Raw genomic sequence first — 14,157 nt, 5'->3', positions numbered from 1 at the left:
TGCGCTACTTAGATGATCCCGTTTGCTCGATTAGGGCGCTACCGCTTGAGGATGCTGTCGCTCCTCATGCTGCCCGGGGAGCAATGGGGACGGGCTGCGACCAGCCTCTGCGCCGAGCATGTTATGGCCACTTGGCGTAGCGGCTCGGCCCTTTCCTCATCTCCTAGCTGATGCCGGCACCCGGACCGCAGCCTGCTCGTTGGCACGCAGCCACTCTTCGACTGCCTCACCACGATACATGATCTGCCGCCCGACTATCGTGCGTGGCGGACCGCGCCGTTCACGATGCCAGCGGTCCAAGGTGCGAACATGCACCCCAAGAGCGTCGGCGAGGTCATACCGGTCGAAATACTTAGTCATGATGTCCATGAGCACCCTCGTCATCCGGCTCGTTTCAAGCGCGTTCGAGAGTACTGCGGAACGTCAAAGATCAGCAGGACGAAATCGACCCCTTATTCGTCCACTCCACTGCTTGGCTTGCTAGCCACATTTTCCCTGAGACGGACGTATCGCCGGGCTTCCGCTGTGACACGCTCGTTAGTCCAATTTCCATTTTCGTCCCTGTACTCCGGCCCATACTGATTTTTCAGACGACGTATGCTGCTCGCGATGGCGTCTTCATCTGCCATACCTTCCCGAAGTAGTATTTGCCTAAACAAGGCTCCGAGTGGCGGGGGCTTCTTACCCTTGTACCGACCATTCTCATTCTGCATCCAGGAGAGGCGTAATCTTGCTACTTCCGATATCCGCGCTCGATCCTTCGGCGATGATTTTGGCCCTTTTCTCTGAGTGACTACCCTATGGCCGTCGATTGAGCTTTCAAACTCGGCGGCACAGGCATCCAGAGCCCAATCCGGAGGCGTCCCAGACATATTAGATTGGCTGCGCCAATGGCCAATGGCCAAGACCGCATACAGAACGTTGCGCGTGCGCTGATACTTAGCCTGCGTGGCCCAGTGATCCCGATCTTTCTGTTTTCTCGCGCCGCTGGTCATTTGCGCGGCCCTAAATCAACAAGGACGCCGAACTTTTCCGTTGCCTCCCTAAGCGGATCATCCAGGAGATGCGCGTACCGCTGCGTGGTCTGTGCCTGCGTGTGTCCGAGAAGTGCTCCCACCACCGGAAGTGAATACCCAGCAGATGCGAGATATGAAGCGTAAGTGTGCCGCAGATCATGAAGGCGGCAGTCCGCAATGTCGGCTGTTTTGCAGAGGGTTGCCCAGGCTTTTTTGATGTCGGTGAGGTGTGTGGCACCGCCTTTAGCGGGAAATACATATGGTCCGCTGGCAGTTGCTCTCATCTCGACCAGCAGGCGCAGCGCAGTGCTCGACAGTGGAACCCGGTGCTCGCGTTTTTGTTTCGTGTTTGATCGCGGTTTAGTCCAGGTCCCCCGTTCGAGATCGAAGTGCTCCCACATGGCTGCAAGAACCTCACCACGGCGTGCGCCTGTGAAAAGCAGAAGTCGGACGGCGCTGGCGACATTTTTGTTGGCGTAACCATTGAGCGCGCCTGCTAGGCGGGCAAGTTCGTCGCGATTGAGATATCGTGAGCGGTGTGCTTCAGGGTTACGCTCAATGCCGGTTACCGGATTGTCAGCTCGATAGCCCCAGCGGATCGCGAGGCTCATCATTTTGGAGAGCAAGGCGATCACGCGATTGGCTCGGAACGGCGCGCGTTTCGAAATCTCTCGATGAAGAGCATCGACGTCTGAGTGTGCCAGATGGACTACCTTCATCGTGCCGAGCCGCGGCTTGACGATTTGGGCGATCACAGCGACGTCGTTGCGCTGCGAGGATGGGCGCTTTTTCGGGAGATGCCGTAATTCGTAGAGGTCGCATAGTTCCGTTATGCTTGGGCTGGCGCGGGTATTGTCCCTCGTCGCCATGGGGTCGTTCCCAATGTCGATTTCTCGCTTCAACGTTTCCGCGTGCCTACGCGCTGCGGTTGCCGACCACTCGGGATAGGACCCGATGGTTAGACGGCGCTCTCGCCCGAAAATGCGGTAGTTTAGAATAAACGCACGCGCGCCCGCCGCCGTGATCCGCAGCCCAAAGCCCTTCAGGTCGGCGTCATAGATGATGCGCGTGCGTGACCCGGCCAGCGGAGTGGCAGCGGACTTGGCCAAGGTTTCCGTGATCCGCTGGGCCATGCTAGTCCCGCTCTCGATGTCCGCAGCATGTCCGTTCATTGACGGGTCTTGAAACGGATCTGAAAGTACACTAGCATCCCCGAATGGCAAGCCTAACCGACTGAAGTTGCTGCTCAAAAATATCTAAGCACCTGTGAGCATTCGGGTATGGATTTCGGCCGGGAACACACTCTTAATCAGCGGGTCCTAGGTTCGAACCCTAGTGCGCCCACCAAGACTTCCCGGAACGGTCCTCACAGTCTCATTCGTAGGATCGACGCCGCACAGGCTGCGCGGGGCCGTGGCGGCTTTGCATCGTCGTGCCGCAACCCACGCACAACGAAAACAATTCTTTGGCGACAGAGCTGAAGACAATTTGTTCTGCCTGTGCAATTTCGGGTTTAGAACTATCTCCGCCTGAAGATGGTCTGGCTTTCGCATATCGCGGGCTGAACTCGGAGATTTGTCGGTTGGTTCGTTTCGCCTCGATTGTCGCCGCGGCAGGAGCAGGCGCCCTGGCGTGGTGCGGACCCGCTTCGGCGGCGCCGGAGATCACCCTCGCGGCGATCGCGACGGGCCGGCTCTACATCGTCGGAACTACGGAGCGTCCGCATGTGCCGGTGGTGCTGGAGGACAAGTTCCGCACCGAGTCGGACGAGAAGGGCAGGTTCCAGTACGAACTCGTCTATCATCCGAGCCGGTGCATCGTGTCGGCGACCATCGACGGCAAGACTGTAGAGGCGGTCGTCAGCAATTGCGGTCAGACCTGCGAGGCCGCACCGCAGCCCGCGGCGGCCGCCGCTGCTGCGCGCGCGCTACCGGCCGGGCAGGCGGCGCCTCCGGTGGCCGGGAGCGCGGCTCAGCCGCCGCGAGGGGTGTCGAACAACCGGTCCGCCGTCGCGCCGCCGCCGAATCCCAGCGCCGCGCCGACTGGAACGCCCGATGCCGCGCCGAAGAACGTCCAGATCGCTCGGCCACCGAGGCCACCGCAACGGCCTGCCGTGCGGACGCCGCCGCAGGCCCGGACCGTCCAACCGGCCAAGCCGGCGCGCAAGCCCAGGCCGGCGCAGCGGCCAGCCCCCGACGATGCCGGACCACCCGTCGCGGATTGATGGATCGCGGCGCCGCGATCGCAACTCGAACGGGGCCAAAGCCCGTCCCGTCAGCGCCGCCGCCAGCGCCGCGGGCCCCCCTGCCGCTGTCTGATAACGGCCAGCCTTGAGCCCGATATCAACCGACATACCGCGATAGGTTGGATAACGGCATCGTCCTGGAACGCTGCCGAAAGCCGCGCGGCGCACAGGCCGATGCGGCGCGACTTTTTAACTCATACAAATAAGATACTTTAATCGTTTGTAATTATGCTTCGCTGATCAGATTAAAGTTTATATTTTTGTGAATAAAACACATCTATATAGTCTAAGAACGGGAATACAGCGAATCAACCATAATTTGTCAGTTTGATTATAAAACCTACCATTTCTGTTTGCGATGATGGATAATCCAACAATCCTCGATGAGGGCTACCGGATCGATCTGCGCATCAATGAAAACCATTTTCTCGGCGGTCGGCGATCAATCGAATACAAATTTCAATCTCTGGAGAGATTTTGCCACGAGCCGCTTGATGCCGGCCGAACTGTATCGGGTAGACGATGGCCACTTCCGCGGCCTTTTTGAAGGGACAGATCTCGGCTCGCTGCTGATCACCCGCTCGACGTCCAGTGCCGTAAGGGTGGAATCGACCCCGGCCACGCTCCGGCGAAGCCACAAGCGGGATACCCTCGCCGTCACGGTCAAGCTGTCCGGAACGTCGATGTGCGAGCAGTTCGGGCGCCAGGCCGTGCTGCAGCCCGGCGAAATCACCGTCCTGGATCGGGCAAGCCCGTCCGTCCGCCAGACGTCCGGATCGTCCCGATCCCTGCTCCTGGAAATCCCCCGGGACCGATTGGAGAACCTGCTCGGTGATGCCCGTCACTTCACGGCCCTGACCATCGGAGAGCATCTCGGCAGCGCGCGCCTCGTGACGACGTTCCTCGACACGTTGCTCCAACTCGAGAACGTGCTCACGGCCGACGTCGCCCAGCGGATGTCGGCCATCGTCGTGGACCTGATCGCGGCCAGCATCGCTGAGCGCCTGGCCAAGGAGGTGCCCCGGCCACTGCACGGCACCGTCGTGGTCCAGCGGGCCAAAGCCCATGTCGAGGCCAACCTCGGTGACCTGACCCTGGACCCGCCCCAGCTCGCGGCGATCGTCGGCGTTTCGCTGCGCCGCCTTCAGGAACTGTTCCACGAGCACGGGCAGCACATCTCCGATTGGATCTGGCAGCGCCGGCTGGAGGCCGCTGCCAAGCGCCTGGCCGACCCGGGGTGTCGACATCTGTCCCTCGGCACCCTGGCCTATGGCTGCGGCTTCGCCAGCCAGGCGCATTTCTCCCGGCGGTTCAGGGATCGATACGGGATGGCACCGAGCGCGTTCCGGCATCTGGCCGATCCTGGCATCCCGAAACGGTGATCCGGCCGCGCAGGGCTGGCTTCTCAACCGCAGATCGGTCCGGCGTCGATGACCCCGCGGATCCCGCACCGGGCCTCATCGTAACTCCAAGTGCAGAGCAATCAGCGGTTGTTAAGATCTGTTGGTTAAGCATTCGCGGCTGCAGCTTACGCAATGTTCCTATTCCGCTGCATTTCGAGGGTGCCGTGACGCTGCAATCTGTCTCCATCCGCACGAAATTGATTGTGGCGTTCGCCACTCTGACCGTTTTCGTGGTCGGCCTGGGCATACTCGGGCTCGTGAGCACGCAAAAGCTGCGCGATCAGACCGTCGCCATCGAAACGAACTGGCTGCCGAGCATCAGGACGCTCAGCGAGATCAACACGCTGACGGCCCGGAGCAGTGGGCTTCTCCTGCGTCACACGCAGGCGACTGATCCGGCGCTGCTGGCCACCATCGAGAAGGACATTGGCAGCTTCGACAGATCCGTGGACGAAAAGGCCAAGTTCTATCGCACCCTGATCAGCTCACCCGAAGAGCAGGCATTGGACGCGACGCTGAGCCGGGCGTCTGACGCCTTCCGGGCTGTCCGGGACCAGGTGCTGGCCCTATCGCGCCGGGGTGACAAGGCGCAGGCCTACGCACTCTACGAGACGAACGGGCTCGCGCCCCGTCGTGCCGTCTCCACCGCGCTCGAGAAGCTGATCGCCCTCAACAACGAAGGCGCCAGCGCCGCCGAGGCCCAGGGTCTGACGGTCTTCGAGGAGACCCGCACGGTGACCCTGATCGCGATCGGGCTCGCCCTGATTCTTTCGGTGCTGTCGGGGGCGGTGATCGTCCTGGGGGTCACGCGCGGCATCCAGTCCGTGGTGCAGCCGATGCAGGCCCTGATCGCCGGCGACCTGTCGGTCACGATCCCGCACCAGGGCGCCCGGACCGAGGTCGGCACGATCGCGGACGCCGTGCAGGTCTTCAAGGACGGGCTGATCCAGATGAAGGCCTTGGAGGCCGAGACGGCCGAGGCCCGGCTCGCCGCCGAGGCGCAGCGCAAGACCGGCATGCGCCAGATGGCCGAAACCTTCGAGCAGGCGGTCGGCGGCATCATCGGCCTGGTCTCGGCCTCCGCCACCGAGCTTCAGGCAACCGCTGAGGCGATGTCGGCCATGGCCGGCCAGACCTCGGCGCAGTCCGGCGCGGTGGCGGCCGCGGCCGAGGAGGCCGCCAGCAACGTCAACACCGTGGCGGCGGCCGCCGAGGAGCTCGGCTCGTCGGTCCAGGAGATCGGCCGCCAGGTCGACGGCTCGGCCAGCCTGGCGCAGCGCGCCGTCAGCGAGGCGGATCAGACCGCCGTCCTAGTGCAGGAGCTCAGTACGGCGGCGGCCCGGGTGGGCGACGTGGTCGGCTTGATCTCGTCGATCGCCGGGCAGACCAACCTGCTGGCCTTGAACGCCACCATCGAGGCGGCCCGGGCCGGCGCTGCCGGACGCGGCTTCGCCGTCGTCGCCTCCGAGGTGAAGGCGCTGGCCGAGCAGACCGCCAAGGCCACCGAGGAGATCTCGGGTCAGATCGCCCGTATCCAGGCTTCCACCGGCCAGGCCGTCACGGCGATCGGTTCGATCGCAATGCGGATCCAGGAGATCAGCGGCGTGACGACCTCGATCGCCGCCGCCGTGGAACAGCAGGGCGCGGCGACCCAGGAGATCGTTCGCAACGTCAGCCAGGCCGCGATGGGGACCGGGGCGGTGACCAGCAACATCACCGGCGTCGCCAGCGCCGCGGAGGAGACCGGATCGGCGGCGAGCGAGGTCCTGGGCGCGGCATCGGAACTCTCGCGCCAGTCCGAGCACCTCTCAGCCGAGGTGGGCCGCTTCCTCGCCACCGTGCGCGCGGCCTGAACGAACGGCGGGGCCGCCAGGATCGCAGGCCGGATGCGCGCAGTCCGATCCGGTGCGCGCGTCGGCCCCAGCGATGTCTCGCGTTCCCAGCAACGATCGGTTGACCACGTCGACAGCCAGCCGCTCGTCCCGGAGGGCGCCAGAGCCAAATTGCGGACTTCGCTCAGCGGCTACGCGGATCCCGCAATGTTCAAGGTCTTGGCGTTCCTGGCCGCGCTGGGATCGGTCGCCTGCGGCTTGCTGATCGTCCGGGATCTGCTTCACTTGCTGACGTTGCAGCAGAACCCGACCGGAGCACGCGTCGCGACGTTGCTGGCGGTTTTCGCGGTCGGCTCGAGCCTGGGCGCGGCCGCGAGCCTGCTTCACCGCAATCGCTGAACCATATGCGGGCGAACCCGATCGCGGCCCAGGTGTGCCGAAGCACGTCCGCCTGGAAAGCTTAGGCATACATCAGGGTCACACCGCGAACACAGTCGCGGACCTGATGGAGACTTTCAATGCCCCTTGCATTCCGCCTCACCATTGCCGCCGCCGCGACGATCGCCACCGTTGCGGTCCTGGCCGGCTCGTACGTGCAGGCCTTGAGCCTCGCCCTGCCGAACCACTTCGTCTGATGCTAATCGGACCCGGCGACGGAACGCCCAGCAACCCAGCGCTCCGTTGCCCCTGCCAGCCCAAAACCCCTGTGCGGGGAGGCAAGCGATGCACGCCATCCTGATAGCCATGCTCGACGGCGCGACCTGGGTCGCCGACACGCTCGATACGCTTTTCGACGATGCCGTCATCGGCTTCGGAGCTGCAGCCCCGTTCGCGGCACGCGGCGAGGACGAGTCCATGGAGCCGGTTCCGCCAAGACCCTGACGCACAAGCTGTAATAGCTGCACCGCGGACAACCGGGTCAGCGACGCCGCGCCTCATTACAACGCGCGATTACGACGACCGCGTGCGCCCAACGTCTTCGGTTTGCCGATCGGACGCCGGATCCGACGCCTCGTGATCGGGGATCCGATACCCCCGCGCCCAGGTGCGGTGCTCGTTCGAACCTTCGGAATAGGGATTGGCCGAAAGGCTCTCCGCGGTCTCGCGCGTGGCGCCCCTCATCGCTGATCGCGGTTGGCGACCGGCTAGATAGCATCACGATGCAGTCTTCCCGGTCATGGATTCTTCCCACGCCACGTAACGGGAGCTCCGGGACGACGAGGCCGGGATCATCGTACGATTGCGGGCGGCTGCGCCTCGGAGCGCGCGCCCGATCCCGTGACCCGCCACACCGTGCCGCCGGCATCGTCCGCGATGAGCAGGGCACCCTGGCCGTCGATCGCAAGCCCGACCGGTCGGCCGCGCGCTTGCTTGTCCGCGTTGAGGAAGCCAGTGACCACGTCCTGAGCCTTGCCGGCGGGCTTTCCGTTCTCGAACGGGACGTAGACCACCTTGTAGCCGTTCAGCGGATCGCGGTTCCAGCTGCCGTGCTCGCCGACGAACGCCCCGCTCCGGTAGGCCTGGGGCAGGCCCGTTCCGGTGGCGAATGCCATCCCCAGCGGGGCGACGTGCGAACTCAGCGCGTAATCGGGCATGATCGCCTGGGCGACCAGGTCGGGGCGCTGCGGCATCACCCGTGGATCGAGATGGCTGCCCCAGTAGCTGTACGGCCAGCCGTAGAAGCCGCCGTCCTTTACCGATGTCATGTAATCAGGGACCAAGTCGGGACCGAGTTCGTCGCGCTCGTTGACCACGCACCACAGCGTCTTCGTCTGCGGCTCGAAGGTGAGACCGTTGGGATTGCGCAAGCCGGTCGCGTAGAGCCGGTGGGCGCCCGTGGCGCGGTCGATCTCCCAGATCGCGGCCCTGTCCTTCTCCTCGTCGATGCCGTTCTCCGTGATGTTGCTGTTTGAGCCGACGCCGGCATAGAGCTTGGTGCCGTCCGGGCTGGCGGTCAGGCTCTTGGTCCAGTGATGGTTGATCCGGCCCGCCGGCAGCTCGGTGAGCTTGACGCCGGGCTCGGTGATCTGGGTCGTGCCGGTCGTGTACGGGAAGCGCATCACCGCATCGGTGTTGGCGACGTAGAGCGCGTCGTCGACGAGCACCATGCCGAAGGGCGCGTTCTGCTTGTCGAGCAGGACGGTCTGCGTCTCCGCCACGCCGTCTCCGTCGGTATCGCGCAGCAGGGTGATGCGCTGGCCCGCTTCGCCGGCGGGATGGGACAGGCTCTCCAGCCAGCCCATGACGATCTCCTTCGGCCGGTTGATCGGCGGCGTCGGGCCTCCGCTCTCGGCCACCAGGACATCGCCGTTGGGCAGGACGAGGAGCGACCGCGGGCCTTTCAGGCCGGTCGCCAGAGCCTTCACCTGCAGACCCGCTGCGACCTGCGGAACCTCACCGTCCTTCCAGCCCACCGACCGGGATACGTGCATCGGCGGCAACAGGTACTGGTGCAGGTCCGGCAGGGGCGGGTTCGGGCCGACCTGGGTCTGGGGATCGATGGGATCCGGTCCGCAAGCCGACAGCGGCAGCAGCGCGGCTGCGGCGAGGAGATAGTGTTTCCGGCTCATGCTCGTGTTCCAGGCCGCACGCCCACGCGATGGCGATGGATCAAGTCCGCGCCGCTCCAGCCCGTCACCAGCAGGAGCACGACCACGGTTCCGGAGAGCGCCAAGCCGGTCGGCACCACCGAGGTGTAGGCGTCCCGGCTGTGCACGAACACGTTGACGATCGACAGAGCGAGTACGAGGACGTTGCCGACCGCATGGATCCAAGCCGGTCGCAGGCGCCGGATCGACCGGCTGCCGAGGAAATCGATCACGCCGGCGAGGCCCGCGAACACTGAGGCGATCAATCCGATACTCAACAGCCAGGCCGAGAAATTCGCCCATTGCATGTTGGCGGTCGCCCAATAGGCGATATCGGTGACAAAGGTGCCGACGAAGCAGACGATCGGGATCGGCACAACCATCGGGTGAATGGGATGCCCGGCGATGCTGGCAGTCGAGCGCGGGAAGTTCTCCGACACACGCATCCTCGTCATGAAATCGCATTCTGCACTGCGGGTCCTACCGCGCGTCGAGGTAAAGGTTCCGCCTGCGCGCCATCTGGTCGCTCGGGGGCTGCATCGCTCGCCGAACCGCCTGAGTCAGCCTCCAGCGGCATCGGATGGGCGCGTGCGTCCGCGCACCGTCGGGAACCCTGATCTGTGTCGTTTTCTAAAATCATCGGCCGGCACCACTATTGCCGAGTCTGAGCAGCATCGCCATTTCTTGTCTCATTCGCGGACAAGCGGCGAAAAGCAGTCCAGGATTGAGCCAATGGCCGCTGCCACAGTAGAGAAGCCACTCGACGTTGGTGGCCCGATCAGCCGGAGAGCCGCCGCGCTCGCCAACGTGAAATGGTTTCGGGCTCTGGCCTGTCGCGTGATGCGCGAAGGCGGGCCGCAGGCGACGCTGCGCGCGGCCAACGCCAGGGCAGCGGCCCGCATCATTTTGCGCCAGGCCAAGCGGGACGCGCTGGTCAACCGGATGGCGCGTGAGGCGCTGCAAGCGGATCGAATGACGCACTAGATCGGGCGCCTATCTAACTGCACCATGCTTGACGGCAATCTCGAAGCATCCGCTGCGATAAATCGCCGGGATCAGCCAGAAGAACCGGGGCCGCCGGCCAGCTCGTACCGCCGGCAGCCCCGTCAGACGCTCAGCGCTTGAACTTGCCGTCGTACTTGAACTCCGGCGCGGACTTCAGCTGCTCTTTGGTCGCGCCGATGATCGCCTTCCACTTCTTTGCGTCGGCATCGTAGCCCAGGGCCACGGAGGCCGGGAAGACGGCGACGTAATGCTCGCCCATGCCGAGGAAGCCGCCGACCGAGACGATGTAGCCGACGACCTTCTCGTTGTGGATCGCGATGTCCTTGATCTCACCGACGGTGTTGTTCTGCGCGTCGGTGATGTTGAGGCCGATCAGGTTGTAGCTCAGCACCGCATCCTGCGGCACGCTCTCGAACTTGGGGGCCACCGTCGGGGGCGTGGTATTCGCCGCGAGGGCGGGTCCGGCGAGGGCAGCGGCGGCGAGGGTAGCGAGGACGAGGCGGCGCATCGAGATCTCCAGCGGCCCGGGATGGGCGCGGGGAAAGGGCCTGCCTGCACGCATCGTTCCGCGAGATCGCAGAAATGTTAATGGCCGGAACATGGAACCATGGGGCCCTATCGCCCGGTCAGCGCGCGTGTCCTGCCGCGCGGCCGGTACAGTTCGGCTCGTCCGGCCCGAACCGTCCCTATCTGAGCACGCGCAGCAGGCGCATGTCCCGGCGGATCAAGACCGAGGGGACAGTCGTGGCACGATCCGGGCAAGCATCGACGGCATTGACCAACCCAGGCACCGGGCGAAACCTGGCCTCGGCAAAACCGGGCGCGTGGATCGACGGACTGGTCGGCGTCGCGATCTTCAGCGGCTCCCTGGTGGCGACCCGGCTGGCGCTCACCGGCATGGACGCGCTGTTCCTCAGCGCCGCGCGGGCGGCCCTGGCCGGGCTCGCGGGGGCAGCCGCATTGCTCATCCTGCGGGAGACCTGGCCCCGCCGGAGCGACATGGGGGCGCTCGCCATCGTGGCGGCGGGTGTTGTGGTCGGGTTCCCGCTCCTGACGGCGCTCGCCCTGCGCACCGTCAACGCGGCCCACGGGACGGTCTTCGTCGGATTGCTGCCTCTCGCCACCGCCCTGTTCGGAGCCTTGCGGTCGGGCGAGCGCCCCTCGTCGGCGTTCTGGATCCTGTCGATCCTGGGCGCCCTCGTGACGGTGGGGTTCGCGGCGCGCGGGCTCGACGGGCCGCCGGGTCCCGGCGACGCCTTCATGCTGGCGGCGATCCTGGTTTGCGGCCTCGGCTATGCGGAGGGCGGAAAGCTGGCACGGCGGCTCGGCGGCTGGCAGGTGATCGCCTGGGCCACCGTCCTGTCTCTGCCGCTCTCCCTGCCGCTGGCGCTGGTCTTGAGCCCCGCACATCCCGGCGCGATCCCGCTGGCGGCCTGGGTCGGCCTGGGTTACGTCGCCTTGTTCAGCATGTTGATCGGGTTCGTGTTCTGGTACCGGGCGCTGGCCCGGGGCGGCATCGCGGCGATCGGGCAGCTCCAGCTTCTGCAGCCGTTCATGGGGCTGGGCGTGGCCGCACTGGTCCTGGGCGAGCGGATCGCGCCCGCGATGATCGGGGCGGCCCTCGCAGTCGCGGTTTGCGTGGCCCTGGCGCGGCGTATGGCCTGAACAGACCGCTCAGCCGGACTTCGCCACCACCTCGATGTCCCGGTCCAGCCCGCTCTCGACTTTGAACTCGCGGGTGTAGACCTGCCCGTCATGCCGGGCGATCAGCACGTAGTCGCCCTCGGCTAGGGTCACCTGCGGGAATGCGCCGATCGCCTCGCGTATGGTGTCGCCGCCGGGGGTGAGGACCGAGAAGGCGGTGCCGGCATAGGCCTCGGCCCCGAAGGCTGCGACCAGCTTGAGGGTGACGGTGGCGGCGCGGTGATTAAGCGTCGCCTCGGTGACCTTGCCGTTCTCGACCCGCAGGTCGGCGCGCTGGATCGCGTTGGACTCCCCGTAGGTCGAGACCACGTGATACGTGCCCTCGGGCAGTCGCAGGATCTCCCCGGCCTTGATGCCGGAGCGTACGAGGCGGCCCTCGGAATTGGTCCCCACCGGCACGAACACCGAGAACACCACCTGGGCGGGCGGGATCTTCTGGTCGCCCACGGCCCCAGCGAGCTTCAGTGCGCCGGCCGCGACCCGGAGGGTGTCGGTGGCCGGCTGTCCGCCCATCACGATGCGCTTCGAGGCGCTGGCGAAGCCGTACGTGACGGTCGCCACGTAGGCGCCCGGGGGCAGGGTGAAGTTCGGCTCGGCCTCGGTGGAGCGGCCCACGATCGAAGGCCGGGTGCCGTCGCCGCGATCCTCGTAAATGCGCCAGGCCAGGCCCTTGCGCAGCGGCACCCCGGCTCCGGACAGCAGCGCCGACAGCGACAGCTGCGCCTCGGGCTCGGCCGGTGGCATGTTGGGCGGCAGGGTCGGGCTGGTGATCGACGGGGAGGGCAGGGGATCGCCGAGGCGGTTCTGGAACACGCCCTGCTGCGCGCGCGCATCCGCGGGCAAGAGGGCGGGCGAGAGAATTGCCAACGCCATCGCGGCAAGCCTCGTGCGCATCCGTTGAATCCTCATCCAGTCCCAGTCCGGTTCCGCCTGTGCCTCGGGACCATGGCGGCGGCAAGGCCGCACGGTCTTCCCCCGGGTGCCCCTGCGTGCCACATCCGGGTCCCGATTCATCCGCGGGACAGGACGCATGACTGCCACCCTCGACCTCCTGAAGACGCGCCGTTCGGTCCCGCCGCTGCTGCTGGACGGCCCGGGGCCGGACCGCGCGCAGCTCGAGACCATCCTGACCGTGGCCTCCCGGGTGCCCGACCACGGCAAGCTGGCCCCCTGGCGGTTCATCGTGATCGCCGAGGCGGCGCGGGAGCGGGTCGGAGACGTCATCGCGGCCACGTTCGCGGCCGACAATCCCGAAGCGAGCCCGGAGCGCCTCGCCCAGGAGCGCGGCCGCCTGATGCACGCGCCGTTGACCGTCGCGGTCGTCTCCCGCACCGGCCCGCACGTGAAAATCCCCGAATGGGAGCAGCTTCTCTCGGTCGGCGCCGCCACCATGAACCTCGTAGTCGCGGCCAACGCCTCGGGCTTCGCCACGTCGTGGCTGACGGAATGGTACGCCTACGATCGCCGCGTGCTGGATGGGCTGGGCCTTGCGCCGTCCGAGAAGCTCGCCGGGTTCGTGCATATCGGCCGGGCCCGCGAGGTGCCGTCAGATCGCCCGCGGCCGAGTCTTTCCGAGATCGTGACCTATCTCTGAGTGCGGTCCGTCTCAGAAGGCGCATTCGTGCATTACGATCTCGAGATTCCGCGCGAGAACCGCGCGCTTCCCCACAACCCCCTCAAGGCGATCGTGGCGCCGCGGCCGATCGGCTGGATCAGCGCCATGAGCCGCGAGGGCAAGCTCAACCTCGCGCCCTACTCGTTCTTCAACGCGGTCGCCGACGACATGGTGGCGTTCTCGTCCTCGGGTCGGAAGGACGCCATGACCTTCGCCGAGGAGGGCGCGGAGTTCGTGTGCAGCCTGGCGACCTGGGACTTGCGCGACGGGATGAACGATTCCTCGGCGCCCCTGCCGCGGGGCGAAAGCGAGTTCGCGTTCGCCAACCTGGAGACCGCCCCATCGCAGAAGGTGCGCCCGCCCCGGGTGGCGGCCTCGCCCGCCGCCCTGGAGTGCCGCTGGCTCCAGACCGTCCCGCTGGTGCCGCTCGGCGGCGGCAAGGCGGAGAACTTCTTGGTGATCGGCCAGGTCGTGTCGATCTACGTCGATGAGCGGTTCGTCTCGGACGGCATGGTCGACACCGCCGCGATGCATCCCATCATGCGCGGCGGGTATTTCGATTATTTCCGCGCCACCGCGGAAACCCGCTTCCAGATGCGCCGGCCCAAGGGTGCGGCGGAGTTCAGCGGATCCTGAAGCCGCCGTTGAACCTGACGATGCCGAGCGGTGGACGTTTTGCGCCGCCCCTTCCCGCACGCATGCGGCGCCGGCGGGATGCGATCCGGGATCCGGGCCGGGACAGCGGGCGG

At 65.8% G+C, this 14,157-nt stretch carries 15 protein-coding genes; 9 read left to right on the top strand and 6 right to left on the bottom strand.

Annotation, left to right across the window (positions count from 1 at the left end; translation table 11 throughout):
* Positions 1 to 156: 156 nt before the first annotated feature.
* A complete protein-coding gene (locus FV242_RS01730) occupies positions 157 to 369 on the bottom strand; it encodes a helix-turn-helix domain-containing protein (protein ID WP_210248918.1) in 213 nt (70 codons plus the stop codon).
* A 622-nt stretch (positions 370 to 991) separates the two neighbouring features.
* A complete protein-coding gene (locus FV242_RS01725) occupies positions 992 to 2,149 on the bottom strand; it encodes a site-specific integrase (protein ID WP_147937704.1) in 1,158 nt (385 codons plus the stop codon).
* A gap of 449 nt (positions 2,150 to 2,598) precedes the next feature.
* Here FV242_RS01725 and FV242_RS01720 point away from each other — a divergent pair, with 449 nt between their 5' ends.
* The 5 genes from FV242_RS01720 to FV242_RS34290 all read left to right on the top strand — a co-directional run bounded on the left by FV242_RS01720 (position 2,599) and on the right by FV242_RS34290 (position 7,378).
* Positions 2,599 to 3,240 carry a hypothetical protein gene (locus FV242_RS01720; RefSeq protein WP_147937703.1) on the top strand — a complete coding sequence of 214 codons (642 nt, stop codon included), beginning with the start codon at positions 2,599 to 2,601 and terminating at the stop codon, positions 3,238 to 3,240.
* 404 nt (positions 3,241 to 3,644) lie between these two features.
* Positions 3,645 to 4,643 (top strand): helix-turn-helix domain-containing protein, encoded by a 999-nt coding sequence (locus FV242_RS01715; protein ID WP_306440285.1) that lies wholly within the window; start codon positions 3,645 to 3,647, stop codon positions 4,641 to 4,643.
* A gap of 185 nt (positions 4,644 to 4,828) precedes the next feature.
* Positions 4,829 to 6,517, top strand: coding sequence for a methyl-accepting chemotaxis protein (locus tag FV242_RS01710; RefSeq protein WP_147906109.1), 1,689 nt, complete (start codon positions 4,829 to 4,831; stop codon positions 6,515 to 6,517).
* Between the two features lie 186 nt (positions 6,518 to 6,703).
* Positions 6,704 to 6,895, top strand: a complete 192-nt coding sequence (locus FV242_RS01705; protein WP_147937702.1) for a hypothetical protein — start codon at positions 6,704 to 6,706, stop codon at positions 6,893 to 6,895.
* Positions 6,896 to 7,219: 324 nt separating this feature from the next.
* Complete coding sequence (locus FV242_RS34290) at positions 7,220 to 7,378, top strand: hypothetical protein (RefSeq protein ID WP_187278306.1); 159 nt, start codon at positions 7,220 to 7,222, stop codon at positions 7,376 to 7,378.
* A gap of 347 nt (positions 7,379 to 7,725) precedes the next feature.
* Here the strand turns inward: FV242_RS34290 and FV242_RS01690 are convergent, their stop codons facing one another.
* Positions 7,726 to 9,066 (bottom strand): sorbosone dehydrogenase family protein, encoded by a 1,341-nt coding sequence (locus tag FV242_RS01690; protein ID WP_147937701.1) that lies wholly within the window; start codon positions 9,064 to 9,066, stop codon positions 7,726 to 7,728.
* Positions 9,063 to 9,530 carry a DUF2231 domain-containing protein gene (locus tag FV242_RS01685; protein WP_147937785.1) on the bottom strand — a complete coding sequence of 156 codons (468 nt, stop codon included), beginning with the start codon at positions 9,528 to 9,530 and terminating at the stop codon, positions 9,063 to 9,065. Before FV242_RS01685 ends, FV242_RS01690 begins: the two co-directional genes overlap by 4 nt.
* A 142-nt stretch (positions 9,531 to 9,672) precedes the next feature.
* Here FV242_RS01685 and FV242_RS35320 point away from each other — a divergent pair, with 142 nt between their 5' ends.
* Entirely contained in the window at positions 9,673 to 10,068 is a 396-nt protein-coding gene (locus FV242_RS35320) for a hypothetical protein (protein WP_246692565.1), read from the top strand.
* A gap of 130 nt (positions 10,069 to 10,198) precedes the next feature.
* On the opposite strand, the gene FV242_RS01675 is transcribed toward FV242_RS35320, so the two are convergent.
* The gene (locus FV242_RS01675) at positions 10,199 to 10,597 is read right to left on the bottom strand and encodes a PRC-barrel domain-containing protein (protein WP_147937700.1); all 399 of its coding nucleotides are present in this window, start codon (positions 10,595 to 10,597) and stop codon (positions 10,199 to 10,201) included.
* 266 nt (positions 10,598 to 10,863) lie between these two features.
* On the opposite strand from FV242_RS01675, the gene FV242_RS01670 reads away from it, so the two are divergent.
* Complete coding sequence (locus FV242_RS01670; RefSeq protein WP_246692564.1) at positions 10,864 to 11,754, top strand: DMT family transporter; 891 nt, start codon at positions 10,864 to 10,866, stop codon at positions 11,752 to 11,754.
* 9 nt (positions 11,755 to 11,763) lie between these two features.
* Here the strand turns inward: FV242_RS01670 and FV242_RS01665 are convergent, their stop codons facing one another.
* Positions 11,764 to 12,687: a hypothetical protein gene (locus FV242_RS01665; protein ID WP_147937699.1), complete on the bottom strand. Its 924-nt coding sequence runs from the start codon at positions 12,685 to 12,687 to the stop codon at positions 11,764 to 11,766.
* A 136-nt stretch (positions 12,688 to 12,823) separates the two neighbouring features.
* Between FV242_RS01665 and FV242_RS01660 the strand changes: the two genes are divergently transcribed.
* A complete protein-coding gene (locus FV242_RS01660) occupies positions 12,824 to 13,387 on the top strand; it encodes a nitroreductase (RefSeq protein WP_147906103.1) in 564 nt (187 codons plus the stop codon).
* A gap of 27 nt (positions 13,388 to 13,414) precedes the next feature.
* Positions 13,415 to 14,044 carry a flavin reductase family protein gene (locus FV242_RS01655; protein ID WP_147937698.1) on the top strand — a complete coding sequence of 210 codons (630 nt, stop codon included), beginning with the start codon at positions 13,415 to 13,417 and terminating at the stop codon, positions 14,042 to 14,044.
* Positions 14,045 to 14,157: the final 113 nt, after the last annotated feature.

Origin of the sequence: Methylobacterium sp. WL64, assembly GCF_008039945.1 — a bacterium.
Lineage (GTDB): Bacteria > Pseudomonadota > Alphaproteobacteria > Rhizobiales > Beijerinckiaceae > Methylobacterium.
Note: the sequence above shows the minus strand (reverse complement) of the source record. Positions and strands in the feature narration are given on the sequence as shown.

What these genes read in the sequence shown, in the direction of transcription:
- FV242_RS01730 (WP_210248918.1), bottom strand. Translation starts at nt 369, where the DNA reads ATGGACATCATGACTAAGTATTTCGACCGGTATGACCTCGCCGACGCT.
- FV242_RS01725 (WP_147937704.1), bottom strand. Translation starts at nt 2,149, where the DNA reads ATGGCCCAGCGGATCACGGAAACCTTGGCCAAGTCCGCTGCCACTCCG.
- FV242_RS01715 (WP_306440285.1), top strand. Translation starts at nt 3,645, where the DNA reads ATGAGGGCTACCGGATCGATCTGCGCATCAATGAAAACCATTTTCTCG.
- FV242_RS01705 (WP_147937702.1), top strand. Translation starts at nt 6,704, where the DNA reads ATGTTCAAGGTCTTGGCGTTCCTGGCCGCGCTGGGATCGGTCGCCTGC.
- FV242_RS34290 (WP_187278306.1), top strand. Translation starts at nt 7,220, where the DNA reads ATGCACGCCATCCTGATAGCCATGCTCGACGGCGCGACCTGGGTCGCC.
- FV242_RS01690 (WP_147937701.1), bottom strand. Translation starts at nt 9,066, where the DNA reads ATGAGCCGGAAACACTATCTCCTCGCCGCAGCCGCGCTGCTGCCGCTG.
- FV242_RS01685 (WP_147937785.1), bottom strand. Translation starts at nt 9,530, where the DNA reads ATGCGTGTGTCGGAGAACTTCCCGCGCTCGACTGCCAGCATCGCCGGG.
- FV242_RS01675 (WP_147937700.1), bottom strand. Translation starts at nt 10,597, where the DNA reads ATGCGCCGCCTCGTCCTCGCTACCCTCGCCGCCGCTGCCCTCGCCGGA.
- FV242_RS01665 (WP_147937699.1), bottom strand. Translation starts at nt 12,687, where the DNA reads ATGCGCACGAGGCTTGCCGCGATGGCGTTGGCAATTCTCTCGCCCGCC.
- FV242_RS01660 (WP_147906103.1), top strand. Translation starts at nt 12,824, where the DNA reads ATGACTGCCACCCTCGACCTCCTGAAGACGCGCCGTTCGGTCCCGCCG.